The organism is Niabella agricola (genome assembly GCF_021538615.1).
Taxonomy (GTDB): Bacteria; Bacteroidota; Bacteroidia; order Chitinophagales; family Chitinophagaceae; genus Niabella; species Niabella agricola.
In genome coordinates this window covers 1,572,000-1,597,881 of record NZ_JAJHIZ010000003.1, presented here as the reverse complement: position 1 = coordinate 1,597,881, position 25,882 = coordinate 1,572,000, and the positions used below count along the sequence as shown (strand labels likewise).

The 25,882-nt window shown below is 47.7% G+C and carries 23 protein-coding genes; 17 read left to right on the top strand and 6 right to left on the bottom strand.

Annotated elements, in window-relative coordinates; translation table 11 throughout:
- Positions 1-429 precede the first annotated feature (429 nt).
- The 4 genes from LL912_RS12080 (at position 430) to LL912_RS12065 (ending at position 4,268) form a co-directional block, all read left to right on the top strand.
- Positions 430-1,710 carry a serine hydroxymethyltransferase gene (locus tag LL912_RS12080; protein WP_235553825.1) on the top strand — a complete coding sequence of 427 codons (1,281 nt, stop codon included), beginning with the start codon at positions 430-432 and terminating at the stop codon, positions 1,708-1,710.
- 103 nt (positions 1,711-1,813) lie between these two features.
- Positions 1,814-2,230, top strand: coding sequence for a DUF4293 domain-containing protein (locus LL912_RS12075; RefSeq protein WP_235553824.1), 417 nt, complete (start codon positions 1,814-1,816; stop codon positions 2,228-2,230).
- A gap of 70 nt (positions 2,231-2,300) precedes the next feature.
- The gene (locus tag LL912_RS12070; RefSeq protein ID WP_235553823.1) at positions 2,301-3,179 is read left to right on the top strand and encodes a carbon-nitrogen hydrolase; all 879 of its coding nucleotides are present in this window, start codon (positions 2,301-2,303) and stop codon (positions 3,177-3,179) included.
- A 33-nt stretch (positions 3,180-3,212) separates the two neighbouring features.
- Positions 3,213-4,268, top strand: a complete 1,056-nt coding sequence (locus tag LL912_RS12065; RefSeq protein WP_235553822.1) for an agmatine deiminase family protein — start codon at positions 3,213-3,215, stop codon at positions 4,266-4,268.
- A gap of 4 nt (positions 4,269-4,272) precedes the next feature.
- Here LL912_RS12065 and LL912_RS12060 read toward each other — a convergent pair whose 3' ends face one another.
- Positions 4,273-5,508 (bottom strand): S-adenosylmethionine:tRNA ribosyltransferase-isomerase, encoded by a 1,236-nt coding sequence (locus tag LL912_RS12060; protein WP_235553821.1) that lies wholly within the window; start codon positions 5,506-5,508, stop codon positions 4,273-4,275.
- A 348-nt stretch (positions 5,509-5,856) separates the two neighbouring features.
- Positions 5,857-8,301, bottom strand: a complete 2,445-nt coding sequence (locus LL912_RS12055) for an outer membrane beta-barrel family protein (protein ID WP_235553820.1) — start codon at positions 8,299-8,301, stop codon at positions 5,857-5,859.
- A 50-nt stretch (positions 8,302-8,351) separates the two neighbouring features.
- Here LL912_RS12055 and LL912_RS12050 point away from each other — a divergent pair, with 50 nt between their 5' ends.
- The 4 genes from LL912_RS12050 to LL912_RS12035 all read left to right on the top strand — a co-directional run bounded on the left by LL912_RS12050 (position 8,352) and on the right by LL912_RS12035 (position 9,903).
- Complete coding sequence (locus tag LL912_RS12050; protein WP_235553819.1) at positions 8,352-8,543, top strand: hypothetical protein; 192 nt, start codon at positions 8,352-8,354, stop codon at positions 8,541-8,543.
- A gap of 46 nt (positions 8,544-8,589) precedes the next feature.
- Positions 8,590-8,925, top strand: coding sequence for an MmcQ/YjbR family DNA-binding protein (locus LL912_RS12045; protein WP_235553818.1), 336 nt, complete (start codon positions 8,590-8,592; stop codon positions 8,923-8,925).
- A gap of 283 nt (positions 8,926-9,208) precedes the next feature.
- Positions 9,209-9,637, top strand: coding sequence for a pyrimidine dimer DNA glycosylase/endonuclease V (locus tag LL912_RS12040; RefSeq protein WP_235553817.1), 429 nt, complete (start codon positions 9,209-9,211; stop codon positions 9,635-9,637).
- 53 nt (positions 9,638-9,690) lie between these two features.
- On the top strand, positions 9,691-9,903 hold the full coding sequence (locus LL912_RS12035) for a tautomerase family protein (protein ID WP_235553816.1): 213 nt from the start codon (positions 9,691-9,693) through the stop codon (positions 9,901-9,903).
- On the opposite strand, the gene LL912_RS12030 is transcribed toward LL912_RS12035, so the two are convergent.
- Positions 9,892-11,484 (bottom strand): ABC-F family ATP-binding cassette domain-containing protein, encoded by a 1,593-nt coding sequence (locus LL912_RS12030; RefSeq protein WP_235553815.1) that lies wholly within the window; start codon positions 11,482-11,484, stop codon positions 9,892-9,894. The genes LL912_RS12035 and LL912_RS12030 overlap by 12 nt on opposite strands.
- A 199-nt stretch (positions 11,485-11,683) precedes the next feature.
- On the opposite strand from LL912_RS12030, the gene LL912_RS12025 reads away from it, so the two are divergent.
- The 5 genes from LL912_RS12025 to LL912_RS12005 all read left to right on the top strand — a co-directional run bounded on the left by LL912_RS12025 (position 11,684) and on the right by LL912_RS12005 (position 17,774).
- Positions 11,684-13,027, top strand: a complete 1,344-nt coding sequence (locus LL912_RS12025) for a hypothetical protein (protein ID WP_235553814.1) — start codon at positions 11,684-11,686, stop codon at positions 13,025-13,027.
- Positions 13,028-13,168: 141 nt separating this feature from the next.
- Positions 13,169-14,452: a dicarboxylate/amino acid:cation symporter gene (locus tag LL912_RS12020; protein WP_235553813.1), complete on the top strand. Its 1,284-nt coding sequence runs from the start codon at positions 13,169-13,171 to the stop codon at positions 14,450-14,452.
- A 312-nt stretch (positions 14,453-14,764) separates the two neighbouring features.
- Positions 14,765-15,760 carry a S66 peptidase family protein gene (locus LL912_RS12015; protein ID WP_235553812.1) on the top strand — a complete coding sequence of 332 codons (996 nt, stop codon included), beginning with the start codon at positions 14,765-14,767 and terminating at the stop codon, positions 15,758-15,760.
- A gap of 12 nt (positions 15,761-15,772) precedes the next feature.
- Positions 15,773-16,684: a S66 peptidase family protein gene (locus LL912_RS12010; RefSeq protein WP_235553811.1), complete on the top strand. Its 912-nt coding sequence runs from the start codon at positions 15,773-15,775 to the stop codon at positions 16,682-16,684.
- 151 nt (positions 16,685-16,835) lie between these two features.
- Complete coding sequence (locus tag LL912_RS12005; RefSeq protein ID WP_235553810.1) at positions 16,836-17,774, top strand: hydrogen peroxide-inducible genes activator; 939 nt, start codon at positions 16,836-16,838, stop codon at positions 17,772-17,774.
- 323 nt (positions 17,775-18,097) lie between these two features.
- On the opposite strand, the gene LL912_RS12000 is transcribed toward LL912_RS12005, so the two are convergent.
- The gene (locus tag LL912_RS12000) at positions 18,098-20,077 is read right to left on the bottom strand and encodes a KUP/HAK/KT family potassium transporter (protein ID WP_406603610.1); all 1,980 of its coding nucleotides are present in this window, start codon (positions 20,075-20,077) and stop codon (positions 18,098-18,100) included.
- A gap of 179 nt (positions 20,078-20,256) precedes the next feature.
- Here LL912_RS12000 and LL912_RS11995 point away from each other — a divergent pair, with 179 nt between their 5' ends.
- From LL912_RS11995 to LL912_RS11980, 4 genes are all read left to right on the top strand, one after another.
- Positions 20,257-21,819 (top strand): hypothetical protein, encoded by a 1,563-nt coding sequence (locus LL912_RS11995; protein ID WP_235553809.1) that lies wholly within the window; start codon positions 20,257-20,259, stop codon positions 21,817-21,819.
- A gap of 81 nt (positions 21,820-21,900) precedes the next feature.
- Positions 21,901-22,866 (top strand): hypothetical protein, encoded by a 966-nt coding sequence (locus LL912_RS11990; protein ID WP_235553808.1) that lies wholly within the window; start codon positions 21,901-21,903, stop codon positions 22,864-22,866.
- A 216-nt stretch (positions 22,867-23,082) separates the two neighbouring features.
- Positions 23,083-23,796 (top strand): phosphoribosylformylglycinamidine synthase subunit PurQ, encoded by a 714-nt coding sequence (purQ, locus tag LL912_RS11985; RefSeq protein ID WP_235553807.1) that lies wholly within the window; start codon positions 23,083-23,085, stop codon positions 23,794-23,796.
- Positions 23,797-23,882: 86 nt separating this feature from the next.
- A complete protein-coding gene (locus LL912_RS11980) occupies positions 23,883-24,335 on the top strand; it encodes a protein-disulfide reductase DsbD domain-containing protein (RefSeq protein ID WP_235553806.1) in 453 nt (150 codons plus the stop codon).
- A 249-nt stretch (positions 24,336-24,584) separates the two neighbouring features.
- Here LL912_RS11980 and LL912_RS11975 read toward each other — a convergent pair whose 3' ends face one another.
- Positions 24,585-25,160 (bottom strand): UbiX family flavin prenyltransferase, encoded by a 576-nt coding sequence (locus LL912_RS11975; RefSeq protein WP_235553805.1) that lies wholly within the window; start codon positions 25,158-25,160, stop codon positions 24,585-24,587.
- Positions 25,161-25,510: 350 nt separating this feature from the next.
- Positions 25,511-25,849 carry a YbjQ family protein gene (locus tag LL912_RS11970; protein ID WP_235553804.1) on the bottom strand — a complete coding sequence of 113 codons (339 nt, stop codon included), beginning with the start codon at positions 25,847-25,849 and terminating at the stop codon, positions 25,511-25,513.
- Positions 25,850-25,882: the final 33 nt, after the last annotated feature.

Genomic DNA, 25,882 nt, shown 5'->3' with positions numbered 1-25,882 from the left:
ATGCGGTATCATAATGCGTTGCTCCAGGAGAGGCAGCGGAACCGTAGCTTTCTTGGGGGGGCAGCGTTGATGCAACAACTTATGCAGGATGCTGATAGGGACGGTTTACAATAAACAAGGGTGTTATCATTGCAGGCAACGGGAATTGAAATGACCATTCAACGGGAATGTTTCTTTGGGCTTGATGAAAATGATAAACGGGCATTTAATCGATCCCATAAGCATGTTTGATTCCGGTGGAGACATCTCAACTTAAAAGCCGGAATGGAATACTCCTGCATAAGGCATTATGGTAATACGGATGCTAACAACTGGTAGCGGATGGCGCGGATCATTGATAGAAGCGGTATATAGCCCGTCACGTATAATCCCTCCAACTTTTCAACCCATAAACTTTTCAACATCCCCGTACCCCCTTAACTTTGCGCCATGCAACAGGATAATACAGTATTTGACCTTATCAATAAGGAATTAGACCGCCAGCGCAATGGCATTGAACTGATCGCTTCAGAAAATTTTGCTTCCCTGCCCGTGATTAAGGCCATGGGGACCGTACTTACCAATAAATATGCGGAAGGCTATCCCGGCAAACGCTATTATGGGGGCTGTGAGATCGTAGATGAAATCGAAACCCTCGCGATCGACCGCCTGAAAAAGGTCTTTAACCTGAGCTGGGCCAATGTGCAGCCGCATAGCGGTGCGCAGGCCAATGCCGCCGTGTTTTTTGCCGCGCTGAACCCTGGCGATAAGATCATGGGATTGAACCTGAGCATGGGTGGCCACCTGACACACGGAAGCCCGGTAAATTTCAGCGGGAAACATTACCAGGTGATTTCTTACGGAGTTGTAAAGGAAACCGGCCTGGTGGATTATGACGACCTGGAAGCAAAGGCCCTGGCAGAAAAACCAAAGATGATCATCTGCGGTGCTTCGGCATACAGCCGCGACTGGGATTATGCCCGCATTCGTGCGGTTGCTGATAAGGTAGGGGCATTGGTGATGGCGGATATCGCACATCCGGCCGGACTGATTGCAGCGGGATTGCTGAACGATCCGTTTGAACACTGCCATATTGTAACCAGCACCACGCACAAAACCCTGCGCGGTCCCCGTGGCGGCATCATCATGTTGCGCAATGATTTTGAAAATCCCTGGGGCTATAAAGATCCCAAAGGAAATACACGTACTATGAGCCAGCTGCTGGACCTGGCCGTTTTTCCGGGAATGCAGGGCGGACCGCTGGAACATATCATTGCAGCAAAAGCCGTTGCTTTTGGTGAGATCTTATCCGACGACTGGAAGATATACGGGAAACAAATCATCGCAAATGCACAGGCGATGGCCAAAGCCTTTGTAGATAAGGGCTATAAGCTGATCAGCGATGGTACCGATAACCACCTGATGCTGATTGACCTGCGCAATAAGAACCTGACGGGAAAAAAAGCACAGGAAACGCTGGATAAAGCACATATCACATTAAATAAGAATGCTGTTCCTTTTGATGACAAGTCGCCGTTTGTAACCTCCGGTATCCGTGTGGGCGTTCCGGCGGTAACCACCCGGGGAATGAAGGAAGCCGATGTAACACAGGTGGCGGAACTGATCGATAAAGTACTGATGAATGCTGATGACGAAAATGTAGTCGCATCGGTAAGAGAGGAGGTTAAGACATTCATGCAGCAGTTTCCGCTTTATCCGGAGCTGTCCTGATTCATTGTTTGAGGTTTATTGTTTGAGGTGCTGGTTGGTTTATGAAACTATTGAATGCCGGAAGAACTTCAAATCCTAAACCTCAAACCTCAAACTATTTATCATGATCCAAAGAAAACAAACATTGTGGCTGTTATTGTCCGTGATCTCCGCCGGGCTTACGTTTAAGTTTCCTTTTTATAATGGTACCGTAACCGGCACCGAGGGGTTGGCGGGTGCAGATATGAATGCCGCAAGCAATATCTGGCTCACGCTTCTTACAGGCGCCATTGCAGCATTGGGATTGATTACCATTTTCCTTTATAAGAACCGGAAGCTGCAGCTGCAACTGACCTTCCTGGGACTGGTGGCCTCCGTGGGTTTAATTGCGCTGTATGTTAGTTATATGAAAGCATTTCAAACCGGAGGTATTGCCATTACAGCTATTTTGACCTTATTGGTGGTGGCAGGCTTCTTTTTTGCATTAAAGGGTATTCGCAGGGACCAGAAACTGATCCGGGACCTGGACCGGCTGCGGTAGACCGTATAACCTTCAGGCGCCGGTAAAGGCGCCTGTTTTTTTAACAGCATCAACCGATCAAATAAATTGTATGGCAAAAGTAAAAGTAGGTCTGGTTCAGATGAGTTGCAGTGCCGATAAGCAACAGAACCTGAATAAGGCCATTGAGAAAATAAAGGAGGCAGCGGCAAAAGGCGCACAAATCGTGTGTCTTCAGGAATTATTCACATCGCTGTATTTCTGTGATGTGGAAGATTACGGCAACTTTCAACTGGCGGAGCCTGTACCCGGGCCCTCCACGGATTCGTTGAGCCGGGTGGCCAAAGAGCTGGGGGTGGTGATCATCGCCTCGCTGTTTGAAAAACGGACCGAAGGGTTGTATCATAATACTACCGCGGTACTGGATGCAGATGGTGCTTACCTGGGTAAATACCGGAAGATGCATATACCCGATGATCCGGCCTATTATGAAAAGTTTTACTTTACGCCCGGCGATCTGGGATATAAAGTGTTCAAGACTAAATTTGCCACCATTGGAGTACTGATCTGTTGGGACCAGTGGTATCCCGAGGGTGCACGGATCACAAGCCTGATGGGCGCCGAGATCCTTTTTTATCCTACCGCTATCGGTTGGGCCACCACACAGGATGAAGCAACCAACAAAGAACAATACAATGCCTGGCAGACCATCCAGCGCAGCCATGCTGTTGCAAACGGTGTGCACGTGGTGAGTGTAAACCGTATAGGCCTGGAGCAAAATGGCGCTATGCAGTTCTGGGGCGGATCCTTTATCTCCAATCCCTTTGGTACCCTGGACTATCTTGCTTCGCACGACCAGGAGGAAGTGCATGTACAGGAGCTGGACCTTTCCAAAACCGATACCTACCGGACACACTGGCCGTTTTTACGCGACCGGCGCATCGACTCCTATGCCCCGATAACAAAGCGTTACATTGATGATGAAGCTTAAGATCGAATTTTCACTACATTAAAAAGAGATCCCTTGAATACAACTGCTGAAGCAACCCCCAAAGAACTGGGCTATTACTTTCCTGCTGAATGGCATCCGCATGACGCAACCTGGCTGAGTTGGCCGCATAAAGAAGCTTCATGGCCGGACAAGATCCAAACCATCTATCCCTATTATGCCCGGTTTGTAAAAGAACTGGCAAAGGGTGAACGCGTTTGTATCAATGTAGGGGATAATGCGATGAAAGCCGCTGCAACCAGCCATCTCGAAACCGCCGGTGTCGATATGGAAAAGGTGACGTTTTATGATCACCCCACCAATGATGCCTGGTGCAGGGATCACGGTCCGGCTTTCCTGATCAACCCTGGTGCTTCTGTAAAAAAAGTAATTGTAGACTGGGGATACAATGCATGGGGGGGTAAATACCCTCCGTTTGACCTGGATGATGTGATTCCGACAAAGATTGGAGCACACTACAATATTCCGGTTTTTCACCCGGGGATTGTAATGGAAGGAGGTTCGGTGGAATTTAACGGCAGCGGAACCATTCTTACTTCTACGGCCTGTTTGCTGAACGAGAACCGCAACCCGCATTTGAACCAGGAACAGATCGAAACCTATTTGTACAATTATTACGGTGCGGAACAGGTGCTGTGGGTGGAAGAAGGCATTGTGGGAGACGATACCGACGGACATATTGATGATACCATCCGGTTTGTAAATGAAGATACCGTACTGGCTGTAGTGGAAGAAGATAAAAATGACGAAAATCATTTGCTGTTGCAGCAGAACCTGGAGCAGCTAAAAGCGATGCGGCTTTTAAACGGTAAGCAACTCAATATTATTGAACTGCCCATGCCCGAAGCAGTAATTTGGGAAGATCAGCGTTTGCCGGCATCCTATGCTAATTTTTATATCGCCAACCAGGCGGTAATTGTTCCCACCTTCCGCAGTAAATACGATGATAAAGCACTTCGTATCATCGAAGCGGCTTTTCCGGACCGGAAGATCGTGGGCATTGATTCTACAGAGATCATTTGGGGACTGGGTAGTTTTCACTGCCTGAGTCAGCAGGAGCCAGCAGTTTAATCACTTAGCGGCCACGCCATAAAAGGCTGCCATCGCCATAACTCAAAAAACGGAAATCATTCTCTAAGGCGTATTGATAAACCATTCGCCAGTCATCCCCAATAAAAGCGGCCACCAATAACAATAGGGTGGAGGAGGGCTGATGAAAATTGGTGACCAGGGCGTCTGCAATTTTAAAAGGATATCCCGGCGCTATCAGGATCTGCGTTTTAGCAACCAGGGTGGTCAATTGTTTTTCCGACAGATAGGTGACCAGCGCATCTAACACGGCATGTACCGGGTACTGCTGCAGTGGTTCCTCGTAAGCCTCCCATTGATCAATATAGGGAATGCGGCTGTCGAAACAGTGCGGATCCCGCAGGAGCTTTGCGCCCAGCCAGTACAGGGATTCCAGGGTTCTGAGCGAGGTGGTACCCACAGCGATCACCGGGTGCTCCTGTGTACGGGCAATATTCCGGATCAATTGGGGAGATACGGAAATGAATTCCGCGTGCATCTCATGATCGTTCATCACTTCCGCTTTTACCGGCTTAAAGGTTCCTGCACCTACATGCAGGGTTACAAAATCGGTTTCAATCTTTTTTTGCGCCAGTTTTTGTAATACCTCATGGGTGAAATGTAACCCGGCAGTTGGAGCAGCTACCGAACCATCGTGCAAGGCATACACGGTTTGATACCGTTCTTCATCTGCCGCGTCGGCGGTTCTTTTTATATAAGGCGGCAGCGGGACCTGTCCTGTAGCGTGCAGGATCTCTGCAAAACTCAAAGAGGCCGGCGTCCAGCTCAGGTCGATCAGAAAACGATCATCCCGTTTTTCTAAAAAGCGAGCCTCCAGAATGGTTTCACCGGCCGGCCCGTTGATGGAACGGGTTAGCACCTGTCCGCTTTTCCATTTAGATGCGCCGCCAATAAGGCAAAGCCACAGCACGTTACTCTGCTGCGCCATCGCCGTGGTGATATCTGCATAACCTTCATAAGGCTCCAGACAAAAAATTTCAATTTGTCCGCCTGTAGGCTTTTTAAACAAGATCCGGGCTTCCACCACCTTTGTGTTGTTGAAAATTGCCAGCGAATGCTCCGGGATGTATTGATCAATGTTGCGGTAGATATCGGTAGCGATGCTACCAGATTGATACACGAGCAGCAGCGAAGCGTCCCTTTGTGTTAACGGGAAAAAAGCGATCTTTTCTTCGGGAAGTTCGTAGGTGAAATCTGCGATATTCAGGTCCTTTGGATGCAAAATGAAACGGGTTTTAAAAAAATAAAGTGCAAGTTAGTTTATTTTATTGGCCATACGAACAGCTTCAAAGTCTGTTTATAAATTGCCGGACCGAACGGCCGGCCTGCAGTGGGCGGGTTTTGTATCCGTTGACAGACTGCCTTCATATTACATGCTAAAGAAATCCCAAAGATTCGCCTTAGCGCCGGGTTCAATCCGGATATCAAAAGTTTTTTTACAAGCGGCCGAATCGATGTAGCCATAACAAGCATGGGTTAACATCCACGTAGTCTTGCACAGATACCGAAACAATCCCGGTCGATCCGGCGACATGACGGAGGTGGATGGATGCCGCCCCGTGCGCTGCCGCTAAAACTCTTTCTCACCCATTTCACTTTGAGGCAGATTAATCTTCCGGTTACGGCGGGAAAGATTAAAGCCTACAGAGAGCTGGAACTGGTCGGGTTCGTAAATATAATTGGTGGTCGTATAAAAATTCGCACCGTAGGTAGTGATGCGCTGACGGTTCGATTCCTTCATTCCGGCGTCGATATTCAGCCATTGCATCTGGAAATACCATCGTTTATCTTTTGTTGTTTTTTTGACTGTAAAATGGGGAGTTAAAAAACGGCTGTCTTCGCCCTGCGCAGTTACGCGTTCAGAAAGATAGTTCACGCTTAACTGCAGCAGCCAGTCGGCCGGAAGCGTAACGTTTTGACTGGTATTGACTGCGTATACCCAGCTGCTGTTGGAAACCGGCAGGGTACCGTTAAAAATTTCACCAGCAATTTTGTATTTGTACAGATTGCCGCCCAATACGCACTGCCACCAGGGCGTAACGGTAATACTGAGATTGGTTTCCAGCCCGGTTTGAAAAGCTTTTCCGGCATTGGTAAATACCCGGTTAAGGATGGAATCGTTATATACTTTATTCACCCGCTGGATGGGGTTCAGGATCCGCTGGTGGTACAGGGTCAGGAAAAAGGACCCGGACCCTAGTTTTTGTTCCCATCCCAGTTCATAAGTGCCCGTTAGCTCCGGCAATAAGTGCGGATCACCCTGTTCCAGTGTTTCAGAATGCTCCCGCTCCGGAAACGGATTGAGCTCGTAGTTGTTGGTACGCTTGATCCTGCGGTTATAACCTGCTTTTAATGTAGCGTGATCCGTAAGTGTATACCGGAACTGTGCGGCCGGAAAGAAATTATTCAGCACCAGCTGTTGCTTTGCCTCGTCTTTGGAAAAGTCCAGATCCCGTTCAGAGTATTCCAGCCGGGCGCCCAGGTTATAATTCAATTTCCGGGCCTGTCCGTTTAACTGCACGTATCCTGCATGAATGCGGTTAACGGTTTTAACACGACTGGTAAACTCGGGATCGATCGCATAATCTGGCGTTCCAAGGATTTTTGTGTAATAGGTAAAAGTGCCGTCCTGCAGGTCGTACCGGAGCTGATACCCTCCCTGAAGGGTATGCTGTGCGCCTATTTTTTGTGTATAATCTGCTTTGATGCGGAAGGCGTTCAGCGGATTACTATTGGGGTTATGTGTAAACTGCAGGGTATCGGAGGTGTTGGGATAGTAAAGGTTCCTGTTATAGGTATTGCCCGACAGGCCGGCATGCTCATAGAGCGCAGAAACCGTAATGCCGGAGGTTTTACTGAAGTGATGGGTGTAATCCAGGTTTGCAAGGCTGAACAGGCCTTCTTTTTCCTGGGTATTGGCATTATAATAAGTAAAGGGGGCAAATACTTCACCGGTTTGCACCTGTTGGCGATAATTGTGGTAGAGCAAGTCGGCCTCCCGCGACTGGAATTTCTTACCCATATAAAACCCGGCACTAATGAGGTTACGGGCATTTGCCTGGTAACTGGCGGCAAACCGGCCTCCGTAATTATAGCGTTTAAAGCTCCGTTCTCCGTTTGACGGAAACGCGGTTTTAATGCCGTCGCGGAGGGTGTATACATCTCCTTCGCGGTAGCCTGCAATATCATTCCGCAGATAGTTCAGTCCGCCGCTGATATCCCATTTGTTTTTGCGGTAGCCGGCGCTGATATCGGCTCCAAACCGTTGCGGATGATGCGCATTGTCAAAATCATTAACAGGAGGCATACCGTACATCAGGCTGGATTGCAGCATCCACCCATCCTCAACTCCCGTTTTAGTCACCACGTTGATGATGCCGGCTTTGCCATCGGCATCATAGGCGGCGGAAGGACTGGTAATGACTTCGATATTTTCGATGGCGGCGGCGGGCAGCTGGCTCAATACGGTTGCCGGGTCACCCTGCGCGGGTTTGCCATTGATCAGTACCAAAAAGCTGGAAGAGCCCCTGAAACTGATTTCTCCAAGCGCATTTACGGAAACGGAGGGTAGGTTCCGGATGACGTCTACTCCCGTTCCGGAAGCGGCGTTACCGAATTGCCCGGCATGGTACACCTGGCGGTCTACCTTAAAAGATACCGGGGGCTTCTTCCCCCGTACGATGACTGCTTCCAGGGATGTGGTAACGGGTTGCAGGTAAATGGTATCTGGTATTTGGGCCGGTGAGGAAGACAGCTCAAGTTTCCTGGCCTGGTAGCCATTGTGGGATACCAGCAGGGTGGCATGTTCACCGGATGGAATACGGATTGTAAAGCGGCCGTTGTTTTGAGAAGCAACGGCAGGACCTGCCTGGTTGTTGTGGTATGAAATGACGGAGGCCGCTTCCAGCGGGGCATGTGTGGCACTATCCGCTACGACCCCCGAAATGGTAACCTGTTGTGCATCGGACTGAAGATAAAAACCAAGAGCCAGCAGCAGGCCGGAATATTTTTTCATTGTTAAAAGAACGTATTTAATAGTATGGATCAAAAAGAACGGTAAATATAATGAAAAGCCCGTATCGGACCGGAGGAACCATGCGTAAAATGGCCGGTACCGTTGGTACAAACCGGTACGGGAGCACCTGTGCGCATCAGCGGATCATTAACGCCCTCTCCGGAATTCATTGCACCGGCCATAAGCAGAAAAAGTTTTGTATTTTCAATATCGATCGTGTGGCGAAGACATACGCTGTATGATACAGCTGACCCAGGCACCGGTAAATGGAACTATAAAAAATATATAATGATAACGGAAAAAGCATTTGCAAACCTGGCTCTTTCTTTTCCGGGAACGGAAGCCCGGCCGCATTTCGATCGTACCGGCTTTAAAGTAATTGGCAAACGGATGTTTGCAACATATCTTGACAAAAATAACACCGCCAATATTTTTTTAAACAGGGAAGAGCAGGCACTCTTTTGCCAAATGGATGCAAAATATATCTATCCGGTGCCCAACAAATGGGGCGAGAAAGGTGCTACAACATTCGAACTGGATGGTGTGGCTATCGAACTGGTAACCGAAGCGCTGCTGGCTGCTTATAACGAAATCCTCAAACAGAAAAATAAAAAGGAAGGATGAGGGTAAATCAACGACCTGAAAATCAGCTGAATATAAAAAAGGCCTGCCCTAAAAAGAGCTGGCCGTTGCTAACCTATGAAAAACACTGGTATAAAGGTACGAAAATTTTCATATATAAATAATGTTTTTATTAATAAATTAAATAATTTTTTAAGGCCACTCAACGCAACGCGGTTTCCATAAAAAAACCAATGCATTTGGGAGTAGCAGGAACCGGCCTTAATTTATATTTGCCGGAACTGCCTGGTTTTACCGGCCTGCGGGGAATTTAAATCATAGAAATATGCGGATCTGGTCATTACATCCAAAGTACCTGGATGCAAAAGGAATAGTGGCATTGTGGCGGGAAACACTTCTTGCCAAACATGTACTGGAAGGCCGGACGGTAGGATACAAAAATCATCCGCAGTTAAACCGCTTTAAAGCCCTGAAGCAACCCGTAGCAGCCATCAACGCGTATCTCATAACCATATACGAAGAAGCATTAAGCAGAGGGTATCGGTTCGATCAAACAAAGATTGGCCGTACATCCCCGGGGGTCCGGATCAGGGTGCAGGAGGGGCAACTGAACTATGAGTTCCGGCACTTGCTGAAAAAGTTGGAAACGAGAGATCCTCAAAAGTTCAAACAGCTTCAAAACTGCAGGAATATTGAGGTGAACCGGTTGTTTGAGGTAGTACCGGGGGAGATCGAAGATTGGGAGATCATTTAATATTTTGAGTAAGCCGTTTTAAAGCCGAGGCTGCAGGATGTATCATTTTTATTATGCCATATATCAATTTACAGGTTACACCGGGTATTTCCCGTGCTCAGAAAGAACAGATCGTACAACAGTTTACCCAAACCCTGGTCCTTGTTTTGGGAAAAAAGCCGGAACACATTCACATCGTGATCCAGGAAATTGAATCAGACAACTGGGGATTTTCAGGAATGCTGACCTCCGATTTCCGTAAGAGGGAAGCCGTTTCAGGAGACTAGCCATATTGACCGTTCAATATGAACCTGTTCCAGGAAATCCTCATCATGCGACACAACAATCAACGTGCCCTGGTAGGCATTCACGGCGGCGGTCAGGATCCCGATATTTTGTAAATCCAGGTTATTCGTTGGCTCATCCAGGATAATGATATCCGGGGCCTGGCTGCTGATGGTAAGACAACAAAGCAGAAGCCGCATCCGTTCCCCGCCGCTTAGCTGGTTGCAAGGTTTAGTCCAGTATTCGGAGGTAAACAGGAACCTGCTGAGCCGGATCTTAATCTCGTGCTCCTGCAAGTCGCCGGTGTTAAACTGCTGTGCCTGCTCGTAAACGCTGCGATCGTTGTGAACAAGAGCATAGTCCTGGTCGATATAAACGGATGAAATGTCGATTCTGTGAATGGTGCCCGTAGTGGGTGCAATAGCACCGGTAATCAGCCGGATCAGCGTGGTTTTGCCGGACCCGTTCAGTCCTTTTAGCGCGATCCGTTCCCCGCTGCTGATCTGGAGGGTCAGTGGTTCCTTCCACAGCGGATGCGATCCATAGCTGTAGTTAATTCCCTCAGCGGAAAAGAGCACCTTCCCCTTATGCAGTGTGGCATGCTCAAAGCCAAATTTCATTTTGTCAATATCTGGTAATGCCGCACGCAGTTCCTGCAATTCCTGCGAGATGCCGCCGATCTTTTCGGCATGTACCTGTTTGAGTTTTGAGGTGCTTTGCTCTGCACTATTCCGGAGCGTATTCATCATAATGCGGGCCACACCGGCTTTTTCCTGTTTTCCTTTTCCCCGAGCATCCAGTTTTTGCTGGCGTTCCAGGGTCTCACGCTCTTTCTCTTTTGCCTTACGGAGCGCTTTTTCCTTGCTTTGTATATCCTGGCTCAGGGCCTGTTGTTCGGCTTGTTTCTGAGTGGTATAAAAGTCGTAGTTACCGCCATAAACGGTCAGGCCACGTTTGTCCAGCTCACATACGGTATCTAAACGGTTCAGGAGCTTCCGGTCATGACTCACCAGGATGATGGTGGCGGGAGCAGATTCAATAAATTGATATAACTGCTGCCTGCCGGCAATATCAAGGTGATTGCTGGGCTCGTCGAGCAACAGGATGCCGGAACGGTGAATGGTCATTCCGGCCAGGAACAGTTTGGTCTTTTGACCGCCGCTCAGCGTAGATAGCTGCCGGGAAAGATCCGGTTCGTCCAGTTGCCATTGCTGTAACGCTTCACGGCTTCGCTCCTCAATCGTCCAGTCATCATCAAGCGCGGTAAAATATGCTTCTGACGTGTTGCCATTGAGGATCTCCCGCAGGGCGGCCCATTTTTTTTCAATGCCCAGGGCCTGTGCCATGGTGTAATGATCATATTGTCCGAACGCCTGCGGAACATAGTAAGGCGTAACATCGGCATAAATATGTCCGCCCGATGGTGGCAGCAGGCCGGCGATCACCCGTAGCAGGGTCGATTTACCCGCACCATTGTTACCGGTTAAAGCGATTTTATCGCCCCTGTTTACCGTGAGATGAATATTGCTGAATAATGGCTCTTTGTCCGGGTGGACGTAGGATAGGTTATGAAGCGTCAACATGTTTCTTTCTTTAAGGATGGAGTAATTCGGCGGCTCCCCCGGGAGTGCCCGTTCTTATGATCTTAAAAGAAAGAATCGATTACATGTGTTTGTTAGATGATTATAGGTGAGTGGCAAAGATACGGATTTTATTGAACCAGCCAACCCTTCGGTCCGCTTACATGAGCGGTTGGCTATAATTTCTGCTTATTTTTGAAAAATGATGCCGTTCGAAATTCAAAATATAAAAAAAGGGATAGTGCTGGTGAGTTGCTGCGTCTTATTACTTTTTAACGCCGCTGCACAACCGAATGCGCAAAAGGTCTTTACCGAGGATATTGATCATTTCTGGACGGCCTATGACAGTTGCCGCACAACGACCGACAGTTTGAAACAACTTCATTTTGTTCAGACGCTGTATGTCGACAAGGGCACCGAAGGCCTCCTTGCGTTCATGAAGGCCCGCGACTACTCGGCGCCGCTATGGGTAAGCCTGATCCGGAATTATCCCCGGTTCTGGAATTCGATACGGCCGGCCACCAATACGGTAAAGTCCAAGGCAGGCGACATAGAAACCAGCATCCAGAAATTTAAGCGCCTGTACCCGCAGCTACGGCCCGCAAAAATGTATTTCACCATCGGCGGATTCCGTTCCGGCGGCACCACTATGAATGACCTGGTACTGGTAGGTACAGAGATCGCAGCGGCGGGACCGTCGACCGACGTGTCTGAATTTCCGGAAAAATGGAAATGGCTGACCGATGTGTTCCGGAGCCAGCGGTTAGACAATATCGTATCGCTGAACGTGCACGAATATGTACACACGCAGCAACGCGGCGAGGCCGTAAACCTGCTTGGAGATTGCATTATGGAGGGTGCCTGCGATTTTGTTACAGAACTGGTAATGGGCCGGCTGTTGCAGAATAACTATATCGTTTACGGGAGAGCGCACGAAACCGAATTAAAAGCACAGTTTAAAACTGAAATGTTCAGCCCCGCCTCAGGTAACTGGTTGTACAATGCCTCAAGTGCGGCTACGGTAGCGGATCTCGGTTATTTTATGGGCTACACAATCTGCAAACAATACTATAAAATAGCCGTCAATAAACAACAGGCGTTAAGAGAGATCATAGAACTGGATTACTCGGATACCGCTGCCGTGGAAGCCTTTCTGCGAAAATCGCAATATTTTAAGGAGCCGCTTTATAAAACGCAGCTGGTTCAGGCCTACGAGGCTAAAAGACCCATGGTAACAGGAACTGCACCCTTTGTAAACGGTGATACCCTGGTAGACCCTGCGGTTAAAGAAATACACATTCTTTTTTCGGCTCCAATGGATAAAAGACGTTACTCCGTTACGCCTGGTGAAAAAGGAAAAGAAACCTGGCCTGTGACGGGCATTACCGGCTTTTCTGCAGATGGCACCGCTTTTACGTTGCAGCTGGATCTCAGGCCCGGCCGGGAATATGAGATCCGGGTGAGTGAGCGGAATTTTGCTTCTGCGGAAGGCTTCTTTTTAAAACCCTATACGGTGAAATTTAGAACGCGCGCAGCGCAGCGCTAGGCATTATTACAACAGGCCGCTCACATTCCGGGACCCGTATTCAACCTCGGTGTACTGCGGGCGCCGTCAATTTTAGATGCCTTCCGGAAGAGAGGGTAATAACAGCGATTTTTTCTATTTTTATAGACGGAGACCCGTATTATGACAAAAATTTCCAGGCAACAATTATGGAACAGCTATTCCGGTATTATTCTATTATTGGGTGGGATGCTTACAGGAGGCGTTATCGGTGTTTGCTTTCCGGGTTCAGTGGCTGTTCTGAAGCCCCTGGGAGATGTGTTCCTAAACCTGCTTTTTGTCACAGTAGTGCCCCTGGTATTTTTTGCTATTGCCATATCCGTTGCTGCTATTGAGCAAAAGAACCGGCTGGGGCGAGTATTGGGAACGATGGCGCTCACTTTCCTGGTATTTGTAGTGTTGGCTGCATTGTTTACGATACTAATGGCCTGGCTGTTTCCGTTATCAATATCCCCAACGGCACAGCAACCGGGGATTGGCATCGGAGAGGGCGATCATAAAACCTGGGGAGAGCGCCTGGTTTCTTTTTTTACAGTAGGGGAATTTTACCAGTTGTTATCGCGGCAAAACATGCTGGCATTGCTTGTGTTTTCGCTGTTGCTGGGTACGGCTGTCCGTAAATCAGGACCAGTGGCCAAACCTTTTTATGAATTTCTGGTAGCGGCAAATGAAGTGATGAAAAGCCTGCTGCTGCTGATCATGAAGGGGGCACCGGTAGGGCTGGGTGCGTATATTGCCTACCAGGCAGCCGACCTGGGGCCACAGTTGTTTGGCTTTTATGCAAAACCCATGGCGTTGTATTATGGAACCAGTGTGCTGTACTTTTTTATTTTTTTTACGCTGTATGCATTTGCTGCCAATGGTCCCCGGGGAATACACTTGTTCTGGAAAAACAATATCGTTCCATCCCTTACTGCTGTAAGCACCTGCAGCAGCCTGGCCACTATGCCGGCTAACCTGGTTGCCGCCGAGCGCATTGGCATTCCGGCTTCCATTGCCAATGTGGTCATCCCGCTGGGTACAACCTTGCATAAGAACGGCTCATCGATCTCTGCCATTGTAAAAATTTATGTAGTATTCCAGATGCTGGGATGGGATTTTTTTGATCCGCAGCACCTGTTGCTGGCGCTGGGCATTACCATATTATGCAGTATGGTGGAAGGCGGCATTCCGAATGGAGGCTATATCGGCGAGTTGCTGATGATCTCGGCCTATCACCTGCCCACCGAGGCAATACCGGCCGTAATGATCATCGGCACTCTTGTAGATCCGTTGGCCACCGTTCTCAATGCCACAGGAAATACCGTGGCGGCCATGGTAGTGACCCGGCTTACAGGAGAGCGGTTTCATATTCCATCTTCAACGCCTATAGCCACCGGGCCCACATCAGATGTGTCCAATGCCTGACGGGCTTATTAGGGTTATGTTTAAAGTTTAAGGTTCCAGGCCCGCCCGCCGTGGCGGGTCAGATCCGTTTTAGTTTAGCTATTAGATACCAGATATATCGTCTAACGTTTATCGAATATCGATCAGAGCGCAAATTACAGAGCAGGAACTGCAACTTCACATTTTCACAGCTCCCCATTTCCGCAAGCCCGTATGTCATGCCCGCAAATTTGGAATTTGATTTTTGGAATTTGAGATTTTGTATTTAGTATTTGATGTTAAACATCCCCTATCTTAGCGGTCATGAACCGTAAAACCTTTGTTCAATCATCAATGACTTTGTTGGCCGCAGCAGGAATGCCGGCAATAGCCCGTGCCCATGTATCAACAACGGATAATAAAGAAATCATTCCACCTTATCTAAAGCCGGGCGATATGATCGGCATTACCGCTCCGGCCGGGTTTATTTTGAGGGAGGGCATCATCCCGGCTGCAACCCTGATGCAGCAATGGGGATTTAAGATACGGGCAGGTTACACCATTGGCCGGCGGGATTTTACATTTGGAGGAACCGATGCAGAACGGATGGAGGACCTTCAGAAAATGCTGGATGATCCGCAGGTAAAGGCTATCATGTGCGCCCGCGGAGGCTATGGATCGGTACGGATTGTAGATGGGCTCAACTGGGACCGGTTCAAAGCACGTCCCAAATGGCTCATCGGGTTTAGTGATATTACCGTGCTGCACGCACATATTCAGCAAAATTTCGGCATCGCTTCCATTCATTCAAAAATGTGTAACAGCTTCCCGGATGTATGGGATACGGCAGATCCGCTGCAGAAAGATACGATTGAATCGATCCGGAAGGCCCTTACCGGCGAGGAAATGCATTATACCGCAGAAGCATTCAACAGTCTTAATCGCCCGGGAACAGCTGCCGGTGTGCTGGTTGGGGGAAACCTCAAAACTCTTGAAAGCCTTGCGGGGTCTGCCTCTGATATGGATACAGACGGTAAAATCCTGTTTGTGGAAGATACGGGCGAGTACTTATATAGCATCGACCGCATGTTCTGGAACCTGAAACGCACCGGTAAGCTGGCGCGGCTGGCGGCGCTGATCGTGGGTGGAATAAAGGTAAAACAGGATCCGGTTGACGAACAGTTTGGGAAAAGTATTTATGACATTGTACTGGAAAAAGTAAAGGAGCATCGTTATCCGGTTTGTTTTGATTTTCCGGTCGGTCACCAGGTCGATAATTACGCGTTGCGTTGCGGCACCAGGCATCAGCTAACGGTTACTGCGGGCGGTGCCACGCTAACCAGTATATAAAATAATTTGTGTATGCGTATAATATTACCCCCGTATTTGAAAAAGGGCGATACCATCGGAATCGTATGCCCGGCAGGATACATGGATGCGGCAAAGGCCGAAACCTGCATCAAAACTCTAAAACAATGGGGTTACAACGTGAAGACCGGTACCTCCCTTGGCGGAGATTCGGATACCTATTTCTCCGGAACTGACGCAGAACGCCTGCAGGACCTGCAACGGATGCTGGATGATGACGGCATAAAGGCAGTGCTTTGTGGCCGGGGCGGTTATGGTACGGGACGTATTATTGACCAGATCGACTTTAAGAAATTCCGGAAAAACCCGAAATGGGTGATCGGATACAGCGATATTACAATATTTCACAATCATATTTACCGCAATTTCGGAATTGCCGGGCTGCATGCACCCATGGCGGCGGCCTTTAATGATAACGGGTACAGGAACCGGTATGTGCGATCGTTGCGACAAGCGCTTGACGGAATAAAGGCCTCCTATACCGTTCCGGGATCCAGATACAATCGGCCGGGAACAGCTACCGGGCACCTGGTTGGAGGAAACCTGTCATTGCTGGTAAATATGATCGGTACCCGGTCCGATGTGCCAACGCGGGGAAAGATTCTTTTTATAGAAGACATCGGCGAGCAGAAATACAATATCGACCGTATGCTGTACCAGCTGAAACGCAGTGGAAAATTAAGCGGGCTGGCAGGGATGATTTTTGGCGGTTTTACCGATCTGCAGGATACAACAAGGCCATTTGGGGAAGCGCTTAAGGACTTGCTTTGGGATAAAGTAAAAGAATACAATTACCCGGTTTGTTTCGACTTTCCGGTGAGTCACAACAATGAAAATTATGCCCTAAAAGTGGGGGGGCAGTACCAGCTAACCGTGGATGAAAAAGTGTTACTGGAAGAACTATAGTGGTCTGCTGGTGGTGACAGAACCGGTGAAAAAAAGGTGGCGTTTATCAATGATTAAAGACCAAAGTGAGGAAAGTTGCATTTCAGTGACGCGGTGTAGTTATAGCCAAAATCAATAAATTTCTTATTTTTATCGACAAAACCGATAGCGTATGACCCTGCAGCAACTGGAATACATACTGGCCGTGGATACACACCGGAATTTTATAAAGGCCGCGGATTCCTGTTATATTACCCAACCCACACTGAGTATGCAGATACAGAAACTGGAAGAGGAGCTGGGGGTGAAGATCTTTGACCGCAGCAAGCTGCCGGTAGTGCCTACATCTACCGGACAGGGAGTGCTGGAACATGCCCGGCGTGTGCTGCATGCCCGCAACGAGCTGAACCGCTTTATTGAGGATCAGAAGGGAAAAATATCCGGGCAGCTGCGCATCGGGATCATTCCCACACTGGCACCGTACCTGCTTCCAATTTTTGTACCTGCTTTTATAAAAAAGTATCCCGACATCAAACTGATCATCCATGAACTGATGACGGAACACATTGTGTCTTACCTGAAGGATGAAAAAATAGATGCAGGGATCCTGGTAACACCATTAAATGAAGCCGGCATTACAGAGCATGTTTTATTTTATGAAGAACTCATGGTGTTTACCTCTAAAAAGAACCGGGCTTATGAAAAACAATACCTCCTTCCAAAGGATATTGATACCAGCAAACTTTGGCTGCTGGAGGAAGGGCATTGTTTCCGCTCGCAGATTCTTTCCATCTGTGAATTGCAAAAACAAAGCCGCGAACATTCCGGTTTAGAATATGAGGCAGGCAGCCTGGAGACCCTGAAACGGATGGTTGAGATCAGCGATGGGGTTACGATTGTGCCCGAACTGGTAACCCTTCAGATGCCCAAAAACCAGCAGCAGCTGATCCGCCATTTTAAAAAACCGGTGCCGGTGCGGGAAGTAAGCCTTGCGGTACACCGCGATTTTTTAAAGGAGAAGCTGGTAAAGGCCCTCCGGGAAGAGATCCTGCTGGCAGTGCCGGAGCAGTTAAAGAAAAAGCCATCACCGAATGTGATCCCGATTGGGTGAGGCATACGCCTTGTAGAATTTGGAAATGTAAAGTTAGGGAATGGCGAGTAGCCAGCAGAGAGGAGTTAAGTACATGATGGATAAAATCCGACCCAATCTCAAACCCTCCATTCGGAAATGTAAAATATCCAATGAGAAATATTAAATGTAAAAGTGAAGATGCCGTTCCTGCTTCAGTAAACCTCCTCCAATCGATTCAATAGAGACGTTACACACTAGATACTAACGATAGACACCTGGTGTCTGGAATCTGGTATCTAATATTTAACGTCTTACATCAGGCATAAAGCCGAATCAGACCCGCCACCTGAAACAAATCTTGATCACTCCGGGTCCTGGATCCTGTTGAGTTTAACGCTGGTAACCGGCGCCACAATCAACGGGAATTTTTCTACGGTTACATTGGAAAGATCCAGCCCAAAGCCTTTTTCTTCAGACAGACTGATCTGTTTGATGAGGAAATGCAGCTTCATGATGATCTTCTCTATAAAGGGCAGGTCATTATCCGGGCTGAGATATTTTTCCATCACCATAAACTGGAAATCACCTACCGTATTGCTGCTTGCCAGGCTTTCGTAACGGCTGATGATGTTTACTTCATTATTTACTACCAGGTCTTCCACCACTTTCTTAAACATAATATTGATCCGCGGCTGTATACGGAAACCCAGCCGGAAATCGATGCGGATAATATCGTTGGGAATAATATGTTCTACCTTGTATTCGGCCGTGTACGGATCATCCAGCGTATCTACATGCACAAACCAATAAATGTCGGCACGTTTGGGCTTCTTATTCAGGATGGAGTAAATGATCTTATGCTCAATTTCCCTGGGATTATCGGCACTGGTCAGATAGATCAGATGTGTGGCATATTTGGCAATAGAACGGTCGGCGCTCAGTTCCTGCATTTTGGGAATATAATGCTCCATACGCACAAATTCCACGTAGCGGTTCTTGATCTTACGCGCGCGGTACCATACATACATAACTACAAACATGATTCCGCCGATCAACAAGGTAAAGAAACCTCCATGTGCAAATTTTTCCAGCAGCGCAATGAGGTAGGCAATTTCAATGATAGAATAACTGATGATAAACACATAAACCAGCGCCGGCCGTACTCTTTTTAACACCAGGTAATTGGCAAAGAGGATGGTGGTAGTGATCATGGTAACGATAATGGCCAAACCATAGGCGGCCTCCATACGGGAAGACTGCTGGAAATAAAGCACCACACCAATACAGCCCACAAACATCAGGGTATTGATGGCCGGGATGAACAGCTGCCCTTTGGCTTCCGAGGGGTAGCGTATTTTTACCTTCGGCCAGAGGTTCAGCCGCATGGCCTCACTGATAAGGGTATAGGCACCGGAGATCATGGCCTGGCTGGCAATAATAGCGGCTGTTGTGGCAATGATTACCCCGGGTACAATGAACCAGTCGGGCATTAAATTGAAAAAGGCATTGATGCCCAGTGTTTTTTTAACGGATTCGGTAATGGTAAGCCCGTTGTGATGTGATAAAAGATAGGCCCCCTGTCCGAAATAGTTTAACAGCAGGCAGAATTTTACATATATCCAGGATATCCGGATGTTTTCCCTTCCGCAGTGCCCCAGGTCGCTGTAAAGGGCTTCTCCTCCCGTTGTACAGAGAAATACGGCTCCCAGCAGCCAGAAGCCGTGAGGGTAGGTGATCAGAAAATCAATGGCATAATGGGGGCTGAGCGCACGGAAAATAGAAAGATCGTCAAACAGGTGAAGCAAGCCGAAAACGGCCAGCATGGTAAACCAAAGGAGCATGACAGGCCCGAATATTTTACCGATGGAAGCAGTTCCGAACTGTTGCAGGAAGAAAAAAGCAGATAAAATGCAAAGGACGATGACTACGGTAGTATTGGTTGACATGTGTCTGAGAGAGGGGAGAATGGTAAGGCCTTCAACCGCAGAAGTGATGGTCATAGGCGGGGTAATGATGCCATCGGCGATCATGGCGGCACCGCCAATCATGGCAGGAATGACCAGCCATTTTCGTCGCCGCCGGACCAGGGCAAATAAGGCAAAAGTACCTCCCTCACCCCGGTTGTCCGCCCTTAAAATGAGCACTACGTACTTGATCGTGGTTTGTAGCGTAAGGGTCCAGATGATACAGGACAACGACCCGATTACCAGCAACTCGCTCACCTCCCGGTTCCCGATAATTGCATTAAACACGTAGAGCGGGGAGGTGCCGATGTCACCATAAATAATTCCCAATGCAACTAGCAGGCCGGCGGCCGTCATTTTGTTTGTGGAAGCTTTCACTTGCTATGAGTCCTTTTATTCTGCGATAAAGCAGCAAAGTTTAAATAAAGATTAATAAACAAAAAACTTATTTTATTACCGCCTTTCACTATATTTTTCCCCTGGTAACGGCCTTTGTTAAAAGCAGGCAGGGTATTAAAAGAAAGCTGTAACTTTATATAATTGAATATTGAAAATGTATGAAAAAATTGATTTTTAGTCTGTTACTACTTAGTTTCAGCCTTATAAACGTTGCAAATGCTCAAAGTATTGTGTACGCCGATGTAAATAAGGCGGACGTGCAGCGGATGAATTTTGAAATCATTGGAAAGCTGGCCAACAATTATCTTATCTACAAGGAGGTGAAAGGGAACCACCAGATCAATGTCTTTAATGAAAGCATGCAATTGCTGGAATCGGTACCCATAACAGTGCTCCCCAAACAAAAAGACCTGCTGGACCTGACTTTTTACCCGTTTCATAATTATGCGTACCTGCTGTACCAGTTTCAGAAAGGGAATGTTGTTTACTGCAATGCCCTGCGGATAGAAGCAAATGGCCGGGTCCTCCAGGAGCCGGTGACCCTGGACACAACGATTATCGCTTATACGGCAGACCGGAAAATCAACAGTTCGGTAAAAAGCAGCGACGGGGGCAAGATCCTCCTGTTTAAGATCAATAAAAAAGACCCCGCGCACCATGTTTTTAAGACCCGGCTTTACGACGGTGAACTGAACCTGGTTAAGGAAAGCCGCTATACAGTATCCATGGTTAAAGGCGGCGATTATCTGAGTGGCTACAGCCTGGCAAATAATGGCGACTTTGCCTTTGTGAAATATAACCGGCTCAACAGCGGTAACATCCAGGAGGCGGCACTGATCGTAAAACCGGAAAACAGTGATATTTATAACGAATACCCGCTTTCGGTAGATGCCTTATACCTCGACGATATAAAACTGAAAATAGACGAGGGCAACAACCGCTACCTCTTGAGTTCGTTCTATGCCCAGCAAAAGCGGGGAAATATTACAGGTATTTACAACTATGCGTTGAGCCTGGACCGCCGGGAAAAGCTTTTTGAGACCCAAACGGCATTCAACGATGACCTAAGGAAAAAAATGGGCGGCAAAAGCGGAAGCAAAACGGCATTTAATGACCTGTTCATCAACAGCATTATCATTCATCAGAACGGCGGTTTTTCTATAGGTGCAGAGGCGCTTTATACGACCAGCTCCGGTGGGATGTGGGACCGGTGGAACTACTGGGGCGGCCCTTATGGCTTTTACGGAGGCTGGGGAGGCTGGGGCCCCTGGGGTCGGGGATACTGGTCGCCTTACTATTATTACTCGCCTTTCTTTTACCGGAGCTATTGGTGGGGAACCGGCTATGGCTATGGGGATGGCTATGCGCGTTATAATGCAGGCAATATTGGTGTGTTTTCTTTCGATAAAGAAGGCAATCGTACATTCGAACAGATCATTTTCAAGAATCAGTCGGAAGTTGGAACAGATGGTACCATTTCTTACCAGGTGCTGGTAGATGGAGACCGGATGCATTTTGTATTGAACAGAGCCGCCAAGATCTCCGACCTCGATGATGTGATCATTACCGAAGATGGTCAAATGACCGAAGCTGAGCCGATCGAGGCAAAAGATAAATATGTGAACTTTATGCCCAGGTATGGCAAGCAGGTAGGATCCAGCAGCATGATCATTCCTTATCTATACAAAAAGAATATTTCATTTGCAAAGGTCGACTTCTAACCCATAAAGGGATCCAAATAAATATGACTGACTGTTATTGTGATTGGAGTTTTTAAACAAAAGAACCCGGGAAATCTTATTATGATTTTCATTCTGGGGCTATTGCTGAAATTGCCCTGGTTCTTCCTGCCTGGTGTCCAAAATGAAAGGCGACCGGTAGTCATCCGCCGGCAGGATGGGTTTTTATACGATCAATTGCTCCGTATCCTGGAACCGGTTGCTGCGGTATTCCCATCCGTTTTTGCGATAACGGCCTTCCTGCTGTTGTTTTGGCAGGCCTACCTCCTGACTAATTTTATTAATAACCAGCGGCTGGTGAACAGGGCCAATTATTTGCCAGGTATGGCATTGATGCTGGTTTCTTCTTTTATACCCGAATTTAATTACCTGTCGGCGCCGCTCATTGTATCCTTCCTGTTCCTGTTGGCGTTTATCTTTATTTTCAGAGCACATAATCATCCCAATGCCAAAGGCCTTATTTTTAACTGTGGATTGGTTTTGGGTGTAGCCACAATGTTTTTTCAGCCATCTGTATTTTTTCTGGCATGGGGCCTGTTGGCATTGGGCATATTAAGACCGTTCAGGATAAACGAATGGTTGTTGTTGTTGCTGGGCGTTTGTACCCCGTTCTATTTCTACCTGATTTATCTGTTTTTAACAGACCAGTGGGCCCAGTCATACTCGATGTTGGAGCCATTCTCCATCGGCATTCATCTTGGAAAACAGCGGCTTTGGTTTGCAGGGGCCCTGTTTCTTACAATCCTGCCTCTATTGGCAGGAATCTATTCGATCAATGCCCTTTCCTCGAAAATGCTGATCCAGGTGCGAAAAGGGTGGGTCCTGTTTCTCCTGTACTTTGTTGCTGCAGTAGGCATCGCCTTCGTGAACCCCGGGCCGGGATTTACCAATTGGGTGCTGGTGCTGGTACCCTGTGCGGCAGTGCATGGGTTTGGTTACCTGAACAGTGAAGTGCGGCTATACCCGTTAATTGCATTTTGGTTAACAGTAGGCTATATCATTGCAGTAGAAATCGCAGGGTTCCGGTAGGAATATTGTTTTAACACTCGTACTGGTGGCCGGATGGCAGATCCCTTGATCGCTGACAACGGAAAGCGGATGGCCTGGAGCAGGATAAATCCGGATTGTGGGCTCCTGTTACCTGGAATTGAACCACTTTTATATTTAATATTTTACATTTAATATTCTAAATTCCAGCAAGGAAAATAAGGCCTATCTTTGCGTTCTGGATAAAACAAGATACGAATGAAATTTGGAGTAGTTATATTTCCCGGGTCTAATTGCGACCGCGACATGCTGGATGCCTTACAGTACGATCTGAACCAGGAAGTGGTTCCGCTCTGGCATAAAAGTGAGGATATCAGTGCTTTTACCACGGAGGATTGTATCGTGCTGCCCGGAGGATTTTCTTATGGCGATTACCTGAGATGTGGTGCTATTGCCCGTTTCAGCCCGGTTATGAAGCAGGTGATTGAATTTGCAAACAACGGAGGGAAAGTATATGGAGTGTGCAATGGCTTCCAGATTCTTTGCGAATCGGGCCTGCTGCCCGGCGCATTGCTGCGGAATGAACGCCAGCAGTATATCTGTAAAAATATTTTTATTAAGCCCGATGGTTTTTACAGGGAACAGCTGAAGGAAGATCCTGAGCGTTTTCAGGAAGTATACAAAATTCCGATTGCTCATGGAGAAGGCCGGTTTTATGCAAACCCGCAAACGCTTGAAGAACTGAAGGAAAACGGGCAGATCCTTTTCAGATATTGCGATGCTGCCGGTAATGAAACACCCGAAAGCAATCCCAATGGAGCCATCGACAATATTGCCGGTATCTGCAATGCCGGGCGGAATGTATTTGGCATGATGCCGCACCCCGAGCGGGCCTGTAGTGCTGTTTTGGGTAATGAAGACGGTAAAAAAATCCTTACCTCCCTGCTGATGGCCAGACAACTGGTTTCTTAAGTTCAGCGTCCTTTATAAACTCATTTTAGGTTTTTGTAAACGAATGAGCGGGTACCTTTGTGTGTGAAAAAATAAAATCAGAAAAGATGAAAAGTATTGTATTGGCGCTGGTGGCTGTATTAAGCCTGGCTACAGCAAGGGCGCAGGTAGATCCTGCAAGCTGGAAGTTTACGGCAAAAAAAATCAGCGAAAAAGTTTATGAAGTACAAATGGTGGCAACCCTAAAAAACGGCTGGCACCTGTATTCGCAAACACAGCCCAAGGGCGCCATAGCGTATCCCACAAAGGTTGGTTTTACAAACAATCCACTGGTCGTGCGGTCCGGTAATGTAAAGGAACTGGGAAAAATGGAGAAATATCATGATGTCAGCACCAACTCAACAGCACATCAGTACGCCAACACGGTAACTTTTGTGCAAAAAGTGACCTTGAAAGCGGCTGCGAAAACAGCGCTTTCCGGAACGGTAGAATACCAGACCTGCGACGACAAACAATGTCTGCCGCCTAAAACCGTTCGCTTTAATATTCCCTTAGGATAAACATAATTTACAAGTGTAAAGGTCATCTGCTGAAGATGACCTTTTTCATTTACAGAGAGTGTTGCTTTACAGGAAAGGCTTTGTGTAGGAATCCAGGAAGAAAGGACGGCCGGTGCAGCTTATGTCTTTACAGGGCCGCTCCGGCCTTATACCCTCAGTACGCTTGCTGCTGCGATTTACAGGAAAAGAAACGCCATATAAGCATCGTTAGTTGATTTTACGAGCTCAAGGCTGCTGTTGCAGGTCTCTTTAAACCTCCTGTCCGGCACTGCCCCAGCGATAGGACGGAATATCAAAGCCGGCCAGGTCCAGCACCCGGTCTACTACGGTGTCTGCAACGGCTTCAATGCTTGTGGGATTACTATAATAGGAGGGCGTTGCGGGGCATACAATGCCTCCGGCAAGGGTCAGGAATTCCATATTTTTTATATGGACCAGGCTATAAGGCGTTTCACGCACCACACAAATCAGCTTCCGTCGCTCCTTCAGCACAACATCAGCCGCCCGGGTGATCAGGTCGTTAGAAATTCCCGTAGCAATCCGGCCTAGCACGCCCATCGAGCAGGGCATAATGATCATTGTATCAAACCGGCCGCTGCCCGATGCAAAAGGCGCATTAAAATCGGTGGTAGCATAATAAGAAAAGGAGGGATCCGGTGTAAAAGCGGTTCCTGTTTCCACCTGCCATACTTCCTTAGCATTGTTGGTAACGACCACCCCAACCTCGTTCCATTGTTCCCGTATTTGTAAAAACTTGGAAAGCAGCCGCAACGGATAAATAGACCCGCTGGCGCCGGTAATGGCCACTACAACTTTTCTTTTCATTGATTTTTAGCTTATTAGGGGTTTGGCAGTAAATAAATTGATAACAAAATGTGAAAATTTCCCACACTTCAAAATATTACTTTTGAAATATAGGAAATAGTTTATAAATTTGAGATTGAATTTTCATAGGATAAGGTTTAATGGTTAATGGTTTTTGATGAAGGTCCCCAACGTGTAACAATGTTGGGGATTTTTTTATCCCATTTTGATCATTCAATCGGAAATAAGACGCAGGAAGACGGAACCTGGTTGCCTGGTTATCAATATTTTTTGGCTCGCCAAAACGATTGTTTGTTCACGAAACCTTCGGTACCTCCGCTGCATCCCTGTTGCCGCCAGTAGCCGGAACCTCAGATACCCTCAATTTTTACAGCAGTTCCGCTGGCTGCCACCATCAGCATGCTTTGGCCAACCGTTTCATAGTCCAGGTCTATGCCAATTACACCGTTGGCACCCAACCGCTGGGCATGTTCCTGCATTTCTTTAATAGCGGTGTCCTTTGCTTCCCGCAATACTTCTTCATAAGAGCCCGAACGGCCGCCCACAATATCGCGGATGCCTGCAAAAAAGTCGCGCACGATATTTGCGCCAATAACTGTTTCGCCGGATACAATACCACAATACTCCACGATTTCGGCTCCTTTCAGGTTAATGGTGGCGGTGGTGGAGAGGATGAATTGCTTGTTCATAACAGATTTAATATTTTTGTAAACCTACAAAAT

Coding starts and splice junctions, on each gene's coding strand:
- LL912_RS12045 (WP_235553818.1), top strand. CDS start 8,590: ATGATAACGGAAAAAGCATTTGCAAACCTGGCTCTTTCTTTTCCGGGA.
- purQ (WP_235553807.1), top strand. CDS start 23,083: ATGAAATTTGGAGTAGTTATATTTCCCGGGTCTAATTGCGACCGCGAC.
- LL912_RS11975 (WP_235553805.1), bottom strand. CDS start 25,160: ATGAAAAGAAAAGTTGTAGTGGCCATTACCGGCGCCAGCGGGTCTATT.
- LL912_RS11970 (WP_235553804.1), bottom strand. CDS start 25,849: ATGAACAAGCAATTCATCCTCTCCACCACCGCCACCATTAACCTGAAA.
- LL912_RS12025 (WP_235553814.1), top strand. CDS start 11,684: ATGATGCCGTTCGAAATTCAAAATATAAAAAAAGGGATAGTGCTGGTG.
- LL912_RS12075 (WP_235553824.1), top strand. CDS start 1,814: ATGATCCAAAGAAAACAAACATTGTGGCTGTTATTGTCCGTGATCTCC.
- LL912_RS12015 (WP_235553812.1), top strand. CDS start 14,765: ATGACTTTGTTGGCCGCAGCAGGAATGCCGGCAATAGCCCGTGCCCAT.
- LL912_RS12055 (WP_235553820.1), bottom strand. CDS start 8,301: ATGAAAAAATATTCCGGCCTGCTGCTGGCTCTTGGTTTTTATCTTCAG.
- LL912_RS11995 (WP_235553809.1), top strand. CDS start 20,257: ATGAAAAAATTGATTTTTAGTCTGTTACTACTTAGTTTCAGCCTTATA.
- LL912_RS12020 (WP_235553813.1), top strand. CDS start 13,169: ATGACAAAAATTTCCAGGCAACAATTATGGAACAGCTATTCCGGTATT.
- LL912_RS12010 (WP_235553811.1), top strand. CDS start 15,773: ATGCGTATAATATTACCCCCGTATTTGAAAAAGGGCGATACCATCGGA.
- LL912_RS12005 (WP_235553810.1), top strand. CDS start 16,836: ATGACCCTGCAGCAACTGGAATACATACTGGCCGTGGATACACACCGG.
- LL912_RS12040 (WP_235553817.1), top strand. CDS start 9,209: ATGCGGATCTGGTCATTACATCCAAAGTACCTGGATGCAAAAGGAATA.
- LL912_RS12070 (WP_235553823.1), top strand. CDS start 2,301: ATGGCAAAAGTAAAAGTAGGTCTGGTTCAGATGAGTTGCAGTGCCGAT.
- LL912_RS12030 (WP_235553815.1), bottom strand. CDS start 11,484: ATGTTGACGCTTCATAACCTATCCTACGTCCACCCGGACAAAGAGCCA.
- LL912_RS12080 (WP_235553825.1), top strand. CDS start 430: ATGCAACAGGATAATACAGTATTTGACCTTATCAATAAGGAATTAGAC.
- LL912_RS12035 (WP_235553816.1), top strand. CDS start 9,691: ATGCCATATATCAATTTACAGGTTACACCGGGTATTTCCCGTGCTCAG.
- LL912_RS11980 (WP_235553806.1), top strand. CDS start 23,883: ATGAAAAGTATTGTATTGGCGCTGGTGGCTGTATTAAGCCTGGCTACA.
- LL912_RS11990 (WP_235553808.1), top strand. CDS start 21,901: ATGATTTTCATTCTGGGGCTATTGCTGAAATTGCCCTGGTTCTTCCTG.
- LL912_RS12050 (WP_235553819.1), top strand. CDS start 8,352: ATGAAAAGCCCGTATCGGACCGGAGGAACCATGCGTAAAATGGCCGGT.